Annotated in this window: 11 protein-coding genes; 2 read left to right on the forward strand and 9 right to left on the reverse strand. The window is 40.0% G+C overall.

Annotated elements, in window-relative coordinates; translation table 11 throughout:
• Positions 1 to 145: 145 nt before the first annotated feature.
• Positions 146 to 778, reverse strand: a complete 633-nt coding sequence (locus tag AC4E8C_RS21205; protein WP_490208611.1) for an FMN-dependent NADH-azoreductase — start codon at positions 776 to 778, stop codon at positions 146 to 148.
• A 318-nt stretch (positions 779 to 1096) separates the two neighbouring features.
• On the opposite strand from AC4E8C_RS21205, the gene acpP reads away from it, so the two are divergent.
• Positions 1097 to 1324 (forward strand): acyl carrier protein, encoded by a 228-nt coding sequence (gene acpP / locus AC4E8C_RS21210; protein ID WP_490208612.1) that lies wholly within the window; start codon positions 1097 to 1099, stop codon positions 1322 to 1324.
• Positions 1325 to 1390: 66 nt separating this feature from the next.
• Here acpP and AC4E8C_RS21215 read toward each other — a convergent pair whose 3' ends face one another.
• From AC4E8C_RS21215 to AC4E8C_RS21245, 7 genes are all read right to left on the reverse strand, one after another.
• Entirely contained in the window at positions 1391 to 1816 is a 426-nt protein-coding gene (locus AC4E8C_RS21215) for an OsmC family protein (protein WP_490208613.1), read from the reverse strand.
• Between the two features lie 492 nt (positions 1817 to 2308).
• The gene (locus tag AC4E8C_RS21220; protein ID WP_490208614.1) at positions 2309 to 3334 is read right to left on the reverse strand and encodes a PTS sugar transporter subunit IIC; all 1026 of its coding nucleotides are present in this window, start codon (positions 3332 to 3334) and stop codon (positions 2309 to 2311) included.
• Positions 3335 to 3638: 304 nt separating this feature from the next.
• Entirely contained in the window at positions 3639 to 4157 is a 519-nt protein-coding gene (locus tag AC4E8C_RS21225) for a DoxX family membrane protein (RefSeq protein WP_490208615.1), read from the reverse strand.
• A gap of 199 nt (positions 4158 to 4356) precedes the next feature.
• Positions 4357 to 6042: a hypothetical protein gene (locus tag AC4E8C_RS21230; protein ID WP_490208616.1), complete on the reverse strand. Its 1686-nt coding sequence runs from the start codon at positions 6040 to 6042 to the stop codon at positions 4357 to 4359.
• Between the two features lie 59 nt (positions 6043 to 6101).
• Positions 6102 to 6983 (reverse strand): hypothetical protein, encoded by an 882-nt coding sequence (locus AC4E8C_RS21235; RefSeq protein ID WP_490208617.1) that lies wholly within the window; start codon positions 6981 to 6983, stop codon positions 6102 to 6104.
• Positions 6984 to 7211: 228 nt separating this feature from the next.
• Positions 7212 to 8246 (reverse strand): hypothetical protein, encoded by a 1035-nt coding sequence (locus AC4E8C_RS21240; protein ID WP_490208618.1) that lies wholly within the window; start codon positions 8244 to 8246, stop codon positions 7212 to 7214.
• Positions 8230 to 8811, reverse strand: a complete 582-nt coding sequence (locus tag AC4E8C_RS21245) for a sigma-70 family RNA polymerase sigma factor (protein WP_490208619.1) — start codon at positions 8809 to 8811, stop codon at positions 8230 to 8232. Before AC4E8C_RS21245 ends, AC4E8C_RS21240 begins: the two co-directional genes overlap by 17 nt.
• A 315-nt stretch (positions 8812 to 9126) precedes the next feature.
• On the opposite strand from AC4E8C_RS21245, the gene AC4E8C_RS21250 reads away from it, so the two are divergent.
• Complete coding sequence (locus tag AC4E8C_RS21250; RefSeq protein WP_490212623.1) at positions 9127 to 9789, forward strand: competence protein ComK; 663 nt, start codon at positions 9127 to 9129, stop codon at positions 9787 to 9789.
• A gap of 171 nt (positions 9790 to 9960) precedes the next feature.
• Here AC4E8C_RS21250 and AC4E8C_RS21255 read toward each other — a convergent pair whose 3' ends face one another.
• The gene (locus tag AC4E8C_RS21255) at positions 9961 to 11391 is read right to left on the reverse strand and encodes a sigma-54 interaction domain-containing protein (RefSeq protein ID WP_490208620.1); all 1431 of its coding nucleotides are present in this window, start codon (positions 11389 to 11391) and stop codon (positions 9961 to 9963) included.
• Positions 11392 to 11540: the final 149 nt, after the last annotated feature.

The following is an 11540-nucleotide window of genomic DNA, read 5'->3' on the forward strand; positions in this document are numbered from 1 at the left end:
ATTAGTTCACAGTTTGTTTAAAAAGCTTTGACGGAATTTTGAACAGCCCAATAATGACATCTTCTTTTTGCAAAAAAAAAACGTCTAAGGTCGATTATGAATCGATTTTAGACGTTTCTTTGCTTGGGATAATACAATATTAAACTTAGGCTTTTACAGCTGAAAAACGTTTTGCTGTTTCAGCTACTTTTGCTAAGCCTTCAGCGATAATTGCTTCAGCTTTGTCAGGTGCTGCATTATGACCTTCGATAATCACTTCATCAACGATTTCCATACCGAATACGCCGCCAAACACATTTTTAACATAAGTCGCAGCCATTTCCATTGGTGCTGCTTCAGGTGTGGAATAAATGCCGCCGCGCGCACTTAAGATCACAGCCTTTTTCTCAGGCATTAAGCTGATTAATTCACCAGTTTCGCTGTATTTAAAGGCAAAGCCCGCTGCGTATACATAATCAATAAATGTTTGTAATTTAGCTGGGATGGTTAAGTTCCATAATGGGAATGCAAACACAACGAGGTCGGCAGCAGAAAGAGCATCCATCGCTTTTTGTTTCGCTGCTAAAATACGTTGTTCAAGGTCTGTTAATTCTTCACCCGATTGTAATTTACCAAAGGCGTTGAATAAATCCTGACCAAAGTAAGGCATATCTTCCGCAAAAACATCGTAAGTGGTAACGTTAACGCCTTCTAGGTTCTCCATGAAAGTTTCATACATTTTACTTGAAACAGCTTCAGAAGCTGGACGGTTGTTTGCTTTAACTACTAATACGTTCATCTATATTAATCTCCTTTTGTTATATCTTGTTGAACTTGTTTCGAATTCATAATATACAACTCCAAACTAAAGTTCAATCAAAACGCTCCAAAATCGTTCAAAAGTTGTAGACATTCATGTAAATATATACTTAAAAAGGAAATTCAACCTAGCTCCCTTCACTTATGGGTTCAATTTTTCTATGTATATAGAACTGGTTTGTACAAAAAATAAATGTGGAAACCACTAACAACCGTCCCTATTGGCATTTTTTAATATTTCACGGTCCGAATTTGACTGTTATAATAGGGCTAACGAAAAATTTAGGAGAGTGCATCCATGACCACATTTGAAAAATTAAAACCTATTATTGCAGACCAGTTGGGTGTCAAAATGGAGAATATTAGACCGGACGCATCATTTAAAGAAGACTTCGAAGCGGATTCGCTTGATATGGTAAATTTGACGATGGAAATCGAAGATGAATTTGCCGTCGAAATAAGTGACAAAATTGCCGCAACACTTCAAACCGTTGGGGATGTTGTAAACTATATTGAAAAACGTTAAAAATCCTCCAAAAAAGAGACCAAATCAATTTACGATTTGGTCTCTTTTCTCTATTCCCTCAATAAACTAAAGCGATTTTTCCCCTTTAACTCCATTTATGGAGTAAGTGGCAGTGATTTCAGAATTGAGAGAATGGGCGACGGAACAATATTTGTCTTTCGATAATTGAATGGCACGGACGACCTTGTCCTCCGGCAGCTCTCCATCTAACGCATAGTGGATGTTAATCGTCGTGAATCGCTTAGGATGATCATCGGCCCGCTCGCCTTTCACGTCCATTTGAAAAGAAGATGGCTCCAGACGCATTTTATGTAAAATGGAGATAATATCAATTCCTGTGCAGCCTGCTACTGCCTCTAAGAGCAGTTCCGTTGGCCGGGGACCTGCATTTTCTCCCCCCACTTCCGGTGCCGCATCCATGGTGAATTCATGCCCCGAGGGAGTAACTCCCGTAAAGGCCATTTTCTCTTTCCAGTTAACCGTTAATTCCATTTTTCAAACCCCTTTCTCATTACCTTTCATCTTCTTAGTATACCGATATTTAGGAAAATTACTGCAGCCTAGAATGTCTCTCGTTCATCAGCGTTTAATTTTCATATGACTTGCCAAATAACGACTACTTCTATAAAAATACGTTCATTTCCTGCCTATTAGTTGGATGAATTAACTATTTCTTAGGTAATTGCCGCAAATTCTCTTCTAAAAGAACATTATTCCCCAAGAAATGATTTTATTTTCACAATTCAATAAAGGAATACATAGTTGGTAATCACAGGAAAATATACATTTTTTTCTTTAAACTTCTATAACTGTATCCTTTCAAAATTATGTTGATTCTAGGATGGGTGTAAAATAATCTTAAACTCAAAAGGAAACCACCCCGCTTTTTGTGAACGTGGAGTGGTTTCCTTCTTTATTCTAGAGCTTTCAACAGCGTTTTAGCTCGAAAGTCCATCATTTTAAATTCAGGTAATGAACGAGGGCTTATTGAATGACCATCCGCAAATCGTCCTTTTTTGCCCATCCTTTTAACTTCAAACCATGATAAATCGCTAGTGAAATAATAACCGGAAGAATCACGCCAACAGCAATAAAAACAGCAAGAACGACCGGACCTTGGTTCGCTAGAATATTAATGGGAGCAATTAAGGAATTGAGACCGAGCCCCGCTAGTTGATAGGGAACCTGGAAGTCAAAGATTATCGTCGCAATTGGTGCGCAAATAATCGCTGAAATAAACGGCGGAATCGCGAGCCGCGGGTTCTTGACCAAGTTAGGGAATTGAACCTTTGGTGTAATTAACGATTGCGCGATATTGGCGCCAAGATCATTTTGTTTAAGTGACATCGCCGTAAACCCCGCAAACTGGGCAGTACAACCGATTAAAGCGGCTGCACTTGATACAGGATCAAGCTGCAAGGCAATCGCGATCGCCGCTGATGATGCAGGCGACATGAGAAAAATACTCCAGACAAGCGCAATAACGATGGACCCCAATAATGGATACCCTTTAACAGACGCTGTAATTTGTGCACTTAACCATTGCAACAGCGGGGTCGTAACCATCGCTAAAAATACACCAGCCACTCCGCCAACTAAGACAGCCGCAAACGGTATCGCCATCATATCTAATTTTGTTTTACCTGTCACACGTTTTCCTACCCAGGTTGCAACAACAGCCGCTAAGACAGCGCTGATTGGCTGCCCCGTTACTAAGGTGACTCCTCCATCAGTTATATGGATTGCATTGGCCCCAATGGTACTGCAAGCCATCGCGCTAAAAATAACTAATGTATTGCCGCCCAACTGATAAGCAATGCCTGCTCCGATTGCCGGGGCGAGCATGAGCTGGGCAGAAGTACCAATGGTATTAAAGCCTTCCCATCCTGTAAATGTACCGAATGATTGAATCAAAAGGCCGATTCCCAGTGTTACTAATACAGCATTGGCAAGTCCTTGTGATGCTTTATACATTCGCTCAACTAAATATGTTTTTGTAGATTGTTTCATCTTTTCCACCACCCTAACTATTAATCGAAATTTTCTAACATTTTAACGTAAAAGTCCCCCAAGTTATCTCCCTATAATCTATCACTCGTATTTAGCCTTGTACACAATACTTTTTTCTAAATAAACACCAGCGTAAAATGTGATTATATATAATATTCTTCGAAATAACTATTTGAAAATTGATATAATGATATATCTAATTTCAAATTGTGTCAATAATTAATGCTATTCAGAAATTTGGAAATCCTAGGATTCATCCAACAAAAAAGACGACTCGGAAGCCGAGTCGCCTTGTCTTTCTAAGTTATGCTATCGATTTATGTTTGTCAGTGCCTGTTTCTTTTTTGCTGATTTTTCGAATAAAAGGAATAACCCAATGGTCTAAACCGATTTTACCTGCGTTGTAACCTGCTGTTAAGATGATAAAGCCTAAGAAAATGTCTCTAGGGTTGTGAGATACCGTTCCTGCTAAGAAGAAGCTGAAGTTCATCACTAAACCAAAGAACATGGCAGTAGTTGTTAAGCAGCCTAAGAGTAAGCCTAAACCGATTAAAGTTTCACCGACAGGAACAACGACATTGAAGATATCAACATTTGGTAATGCAAAGTGTTTTAAGAAATCAACATACCATCCAAATACAATCGCGCCGTCTGGACCTTTGACCGGGTTAGCGATCGCTCCTTTTAAAAATCCAGAAGCGTCAAAGCCGCCGCTTGTTAATTTTCCTAAACCTGCTGTGAACCAAGAGTAGCCAAGATAGACACGTAAGATTGTTAGAATATAAGAAGCAATTTTATTTTCTCTTAAAAATTTATTAAACATGAATGATTCCGCCTTTCCAATATTGATTTGTTCTTTATGGTACTAATATAGTATTTTTTCACTTAAAAAACATAACAATGGTAATATGTTCACAGTTTGTTAGAAATGTTTTGACGGAAATTTGAACACCCGCTTGATTATTAAACGGAAAACAAAAAAAACCGAGGAAAAATCCTCGGTTTCTTTTTAGAATACGTAATTATTCTTCTTCAACAGTTGTGTCAACTGTAACTTCTGGAGATGTTGTTTCCTCAACAGATACGACAGCCTCAGTTTCCACTGAAACGGCTAGGACAGCAGAGTTTGCTGCAGCGTGTGCTTTTGCCTGTTCGCTTGCTTTTACACTAGCTTGAGCTTTTGCTTTGTTTGCTGCAGATGGATTTACCTTTTCAACTTTTACTGCCTCTTCTTCAGTTGCATCTTCACCTGTTACAGCTTCTGTTGCTTCTTCAGTTACTTCTTCACCTGTTACAGCCTCTTCAGCTTCAACAGTTGTTTCTTCACTTGTTACAGCCTCTTCAGCTTCAACAGTTGCTTCTTCACTTGTTACAGCCTCTTCAGCTTCAACAGTTGTTTCTTCACTTGTTACAGCCTCTTCAGCTTCAACAGTTGCTTCTTCACTTGTTACAGCCTCTTCAGCTTCAACAGTTGCTTCTTCACTTGTTACAGCCTCTTCAGCTTCAATAGTTGCTTCGTCTTCTTCAACTACAGGAGTCTCTTCTACTACTGGAGTCTCTTCAACGTCAGAAACTTCTCCACTTGCTAAAACAGCTGAATTTTTTGCAGCATGTGCTTTTGCAGTTTCACTTGCATGTTCAAATGCTTGTGATCTTACTTTGTTTGCTGTAGATGGATTTACCTTTTCAACTTTTGCTGTTTCTTCTTCAGTTGCTTCTTCACCTGTTACAGTTTCATCAGCCTCAACAGTTGCTTCGTCTGTAGCTTCTGATTCTTCTACTACAGGAGTTTCTTCAACTACTGGAGTTTCCTCTACAACAGGAGTCTCTTCTACTACTGGAGCCTCTTCAACGTCAGAAACTTCCCCACTTGCTAAAACAGCTGAATTTTTTGCAGCATGTGCTTTTGCAGTTTCACTTGCATGTTCGAATGCTTGTGATTTTACTTTGTTTGCTGCTGAAGGATTTACCTTAGGATCCTTATCTGTATCGGTATCTTCTTCAGTTGCCTCACCATCTTCATCATCTTTTGTATTCACTAAAGCATTATGATCAATAGTAATCTTTTTAGAATCAGCATCTCTGTCAGCATCCTGATTTTCATCTTCTTGATCTTCAACAACCACAGTTGTATCTGCATCAGCTTCAACATCTGCTGTTTTTTCATCTTCTTCAACAATACCTTCATCCTCAGTGTCAACAGTTGGTTCATCTACAACCTCTGTCGATGGAGCAGTAGGTTCAGTTGTTACAGTTGTATCCTCCGCAGCCTCTACAACTACAGGTTCTTGAACTGGAGCTTCAGCTTTCTCTTCCACTACAGGTTCTTGAACTGGAGTTTTTTCAGTTACTTCCTCTTCAACTTTACCAACTTTACCTAGCACCGCTGAATTTGGATTAGCATGCATTTTCGCTGTTTCACTGGCATGTACACTTGCTTGAGATTTGCTCGCTTTTTCCTTCTGTGGCTGTTCCTTTACTGGGGCCGCTGGTTTTACAGAAACGGCAGGTTTAGAGGCTTGTACTTGCTGTGCATGCCCATTAACCTTTACCTTAACTTCTGCTTTTACTTGAACAGTTTGGCCCGCTTTTCCATGATCGGGGCCCGCAGCTTCAGTAAAATGACCTCCAACAAGAACTCCAATAGATAATGCTCCACCCAATACTAATGATTTTACGATTTTATTTGTGCTTAAATAATGTTTCATGTTTATAATTCGCTCCTTTTATTTTCGTGTTCCGTGGCTAGTTGCAGCTTAGTAACGGTCTATAATAAAGGAGCTACTTGTGGTGGCGGTGACGGTGGAGCATTCACCCATTGATTATTTAAAAACGCATACCGCGAAAGATACGGCTGAATAAGTTTGATTTCATAGTATCTATTCCATTCAAACCATTTATCCAACGGAGTTATCATGTTTGGTCCTTGGCTGACACGATCATTTGATGGTCCACCCGAACTGTTAGAACGTGTCGTTGGGTTAACAGCTTGGTCAACAGCCGGAATCTCTTCCTTACTTGAAGGAACTTTTTCTTTCTCGGCTGGCCTAGTCACAATCGGTTTAGAATACTCAACTTTTTTTGGCACTGATACGTCAGAACCCTGTGCTTGCGATTCCACTCGATTTACCAACTTAGTTGATTCCGTCTTGTTCTCTACAGTAGGTATTTTTGAAAAGTCCTTAGCAGGAGTAGTTTTCAATTCCTGAACAAATTCTTTTTTACTTTCCTGTACAGCAGCGCTTTTTTCTTGGCCAGGGGCGTTTACAGGTTGCTCCGTCTTTTTACTATTAGACAAACCATAGCCCTTACCGTTTGCCTGCTCCGGCAAACTTTTCGGTGCGACAGCTGGTTTTGGCGAAACGACTTGTTTAGGCACACCTTTGGAAATCTGCTGTTTCACCTCATTTTGACGCTTACTAGCAGGTTCCGGTACCACCACTGGTTTTGCCACGGACTTAGCCTGTTCAGCTTTTGCCGGAAGGTTAGTCTGTGCAGCGGTTTTTTCTAATGAACTCTTCACTGGGACCAGTTCCTTATGGGAATTCGCATTTCCATTAGGCTCATTCTTTTCAGCAAAGGCCTGTCCTGGTAAAATCAGGGCTGCGCAGACCATAAGAGCGGAAATAAGAAAATGGCGGAAGTGCAATATCTCACCCCCTTTCATCTAATCGTCACTTTCATTGACAGGATTCGAGGTCAATAAACATTTTTTGACCCCTATTATTGCAAAAAAGAAAAAACGAATCATATTACCTACAGTTCTCTATATTTTTCCAACAAGCTCTGGAGCTGGACCTTTCTCAAAGTAGAAGGTTATTTACTTTATATAAAAATAAAAACCCACCTGGAGAGATGGGTTTAAGGTACTACCTATTTAATTCGAACTAATCACCGTTTCCTTTTTATCTTTAGAAGTAATAATCACCCTATAGGCATCATCCTTAATAATCTCCTTCGTTTCCTTGGATGTTAAGAATTCTTGGATCGTATCACTAATATTCTTAATGACCTTTTCATAATCCGCATCTGTTGAGGAGGCTGATGTCCTAATGGTAATCGTCATATATTCGGCAGACCTGTTGGTGTATCCCACACCGGTTACTTTATATTTTTTCGCTCCAAACGTTCCTTCGGCAATCGTAGAGATAAGCGGCTGCCATCTGCCTTCCCGTTCCCGCTTCTTGGCGTTATACACTTTCGCTTTAACCGTATAAGCCCCGTGATGATTTGCTGCTAATTCTGTTTGAACTTTTTGCTTAATCTCATCCGTTCTCGTTTCCGTATTCGGTAAATTTAATTCGATTGTCTTATTCACCACATCCGGACTAAAGGAATTATTTTCTTGTCCGAAGCTTTTTAGCACCCCAATAACTAATTCTCCTACCTTTGTGGTTTCATCATCGATCCTCTGTTCCTCAGGGGTCAGTTCCACTGTCCGATCGATCGATTCAACCTTTACTTCAAAGGCATCCAAATCTCTTGATAGGAGGATGCTGTTTACGATCTTCTTTACTTCCGGGGTCACCTTCTCTACGTAGCCTTTCGTACCAAGAATGTTTACCGACACCACTTTTTTAGGTCTATATTGAACACCCACCCCATCGAAATGAACTCCTTTTTTTGTAAGAGTATCGTGAAGTTCCTCGGTAAGCGGTTTTGATTCAAACAACATTTTTAAAAAGGGGACCTTTGCCGCTACGCTGGCTACCGAAGGAGAGTAAAAGGCGAGGCCGATAAACAATGCGAAAGCCGCTGCGGCTGCTGTGCTGATATAAATGATTTTTTTACCGAGACTGGTTCGTTTTTTTCGATGAAGCTGTTGGTGGACGCCTTCTTTAATTCGGTTAGCAATTTTTTCATCAAAGTATCCATTATAATATTCTTTCACTTCATTAAGATCGTTTTTCAAGTAAATCATCTCCTGTAAAAGAAGTTATTTTTTCCTTCAACATAGACCTTGCCCTTGATAGTCGTGTCTTGACTGTGTTGACATTCAAATTTAATATGTGGGCAATATCCTCGACTTTTTCCTCTTGAAAATAGTAAAGGATGATGATTTCACGATATTTTGTTGAAAGCTTTAGGACCGTTTGTAAAACCGCCTCGCGCTGGTCTTGTTTGATTACAGTATCCTCAGGCCCCTCACTTTTGGATAAATTCTCAAAAAAATTCTTCGGGTATTTAAGGATATTGAAACTCTTCGACCGCAGAAAATCCTTCGCGGTATTGGCAGTAATTCGATAGATCCAGCTCGAAATTTGAGCATCTCCTCTAAACTGGTGAAGAGACTTAAACAATTTAATAAACACTTCCTGCGAAATATCCTCTGCAAGCCCTTGATCTTTTACATAGGAGTAGGCTAATAAATAGACTTTACGAGAATACAAATCCATTAGTTCGTCAAGGATACGAGCCTTATCTTCATCACTTATTTCTTCATAATGATAGGGAAAATCCGCAATATATTTAGGCACCTGCTAACTTCCTCCTTTCTAACACTCTTAAGACTAAGGAAGCATAAATTTAGTTTCATATTTTTCCAATCTTTTCAAAAATTCTTTTCTCCCATCATACCAAACTGCGCGGCTATCCCAGCAGCCTTCTGCCAAAAAGCCTAAAAGCGGATTTTTCCGAAAATTGTCATGTAATTGTCAAGAAATTGGTCGAAAATTGGCGTTTTAGCATACTATAGTACGTAGCAAAAAAGGCCTATTTATTATTAAATAAAGTAGAAGGTAAATGTTACCTTTTTTTAAAAGAAATAACTATTGTGGTTACCGCCAGTGGGAATGCTTAGTAAATTTAGGGGGAAAGGTTTAAATAAAAATGAAAGCGTCATCATTAACCCTATCGGGCGATTCATATCCAAAATAGTAGCAGGTCAGCCTTTTAAAATTTCCGATTTGAAGGAGAGGATTACCATTATTATTCAAAAAAACGATTACGTCGAAAAAAAGATGATTCTGATGCTGGGGGAATATGACCGATATGGAAAGCACTGTGCCCGGGTGTACGCTGGAAAGTCATCCTTTTTAGTGGACAGGACACCCCAACAATTATTAAGTGATACATTTACATCTGTGGACTCTAATGTAAGTAGAGCAAGTGGAGGAGCTAAAATTAGTCATTCCCTTGGGGTTTGTCTATTTCCTAGTAAGTCACCGGAACAATTCGATTGCATCTGGTTTAACCCCGAACAAATTCTAAAAACGACTGCAAGTGGCGCTCATACCAAAGTCTACTTGCAAAATGGCTATTCCATTATGGTGGAAACTAAGCAATCTATCTTTAATAAAAGATGGCAGGCAGCCAATCAATTATGGCAAATGTCGTTGGAAAGAGATCGCCATCCTAGTCCCATCTTATTCTATCTCGAGCCGAACATAGAGCAGAAAATCGTCAAGGAAAAAGCGGAAAAAATCAATGTTGACTGCTTGGAAGAGGAGGAGTAGAAGATAAAGATGGATACACCTTTATCACGATTTGGTTACAAGAAAGCTGCAATGTCTTAACCAACAAAACGAGTGTTAACCCTTGGTGTCGTTGTAAAATTGCCAATTTGAATAAGGTTTAATGATCAAAAAGGCTAAAAAACTAAATTCAGGTGCTTCCAAGCACCTGAATTAATTAAGACTATAAAACTTACATTTATCATAAAAACTCGTTTTCCCAATTTCCAGCAGCTTGGCCGCCTCCACTTTATTGCCCTTCGTGATTGCAAGGGCATTTTGTATGGCTTGCTTTTCGACAAGCGCCAAGGTTTCCTTTAATGGCAGGATGTCTGTAGACTGAGGAGATGGATGGACAGCAGCAGCTGAATCGTTTTCAACTCCCTCTCTAACCTCTGGATCTTGACCACCATTGTCACGCAAATATAACGGCAAGTGATGCAGCTGAATCGTGGTACCGTCCAGCACATTAATCGACCGTTCTAACACATTTTCAAGTTCCCGAATGTTTCCCGGCCAAGCATGCTGCATCAGTCGTTCGTTGACCTCCGCTGAAAGCTCAATCCCATTTCGGAAAAATTTCTTCCCCAACTTTCTTAATAAACTAGCTGCAATTAATGGAATATCTGCAAGTCGTTTTCTTAGTGGCGGAATATCAATCTTGATGACATTTAAGCGATAATATAAATCTTGGCGAAACTTTCTTTCCTGGACCATTTTCTCTAAGTCCCGATGGGTTGCCGCAATAATGCGAACATCAACCGGAATGGACTTTTGTCCGCCAACCCGCTGCACCTCTTTTTCCTGCAGTACCCGTAAAAGTTTACTTTGCATGGTCATAGGCATGTCCCCTATTTCATCGAGAAACAGCGTTCCATGATTGGCCACTTCAAACTGCCCTTTTTTCCCGCCTTTTTTGGCCCCTGTGAATGCTCCATCTTCATAGCCAAACAGCTCCGATTCTAATAGATGCTCAGGAATAGAAGAACAGTTAATCGCCACAAACGGAGAGTTTGCCCGCATGCTGTGATGGTGGATCGAATGAGCAAATAATTCCTTGCCCGTACCGGATTCCCCTATCAGCAGTACAGAGGATTGACTTTCCGATACCCGTTCAGCCAGTTTTTTTACGTTAACAAAGGAAGGACTGGTTCCAATCAAATCCTTGAAGCTGTATTTACTCCGCAAATCCTTTTGAACTTTTGATTGATAGTAATTTAGTTCTTCAACCAGATTCTGGATTTTGGTTTTATACATCCGCCATTCTTCAGGACTGCGGAACATGACATCGCCTACCGCCCCGACAAGTTCTCCATTTTCAAATAGAGGATAGCGGTTGGCAATCATCTCGCTTCCGTTGATTGATTGACGGGCGGCCAGTTCTTTTTCACCTGTTTGCGCCACGATATGCATCCGTGAGTTTTCGATTACATCTTGGACAGGACGGTTAATCGCCTCTTCCACTGTCGTTCCGATAAACTTACAATAGCCTTCATTTATATATAAAATAATCCCATTTCGGTCTACGATGACCACACGTTCTGCTAATAGATTAATGATTTGCTCATGCCATGTTGCAGGAACTCGATCAAATATCCGGCTCACCCTAATCCCCCCTCTTCGTTCAGGTAATTAACTCTATTATAACAAAAACTGTCATTTTGAAAGGGATTTCAAACATATTTCCACTTTTACACTGTTTAAGAGGGCATTTTTTACTAATTTAAAAAAAAACTCGAATTTGCATGATACAA

Source organism: Neobacillus sp. SRL179 (assembly GCF_984799095.1).

Bases quoted from the DNA above. Each gene is read 5' to 3' on its own strand.
- acpP (WP_490208612.1), top strand. From the start codon at position 1,097: ATGACCACATTTGAAAAATTAAAACCTATTATTGCAGACCAGTTGGGT.
- AC4E8C_RS21225 (WP_490208615.1), bottom strand. From the start codon at position 4,157: ATGTTTAATAAATTTTTAAGAGAAAATAAAATTGCTTCTTATATTCTA.
- AC4E8C_RS21220 (WP_490208614.1), bottom strand. From the start codon at position 3,334: ATGAAACAATCTACAAAAACATATTTAGTTGAGCGAATGTATAAAGCA.
- AC4E8C_RS21205 (WP_490208611.1), bottom strand. From the start codon at position 778: ATGAACGTATTAGTAGTTAAAGCAAACAACCGTCCAGCTTCTGAAGCT.
- AC4E8C_RS21215 (WP_490208613.1), bottom strand. From the start codon at position 1,816: ATGGAATTAACGGTTAACTGGAAAGAGAAAATGGCCTTTACGGGAGTT.
- AC4E8C_RS21250 (WP_490212623.1), top strand. From the start codon at position 9,127: ATGCTTAGTAAATTTAGGGGGAAAGGTTTAAATAAAAATGAAAGCGTC.
- AC4E8C_RS21230 (WP_490208616.1), bottom strand. From the start codon at position 6,042: ATGAAACATTATTTAAGCACAAATAAAATCGTAAAATCATTAGTATTG.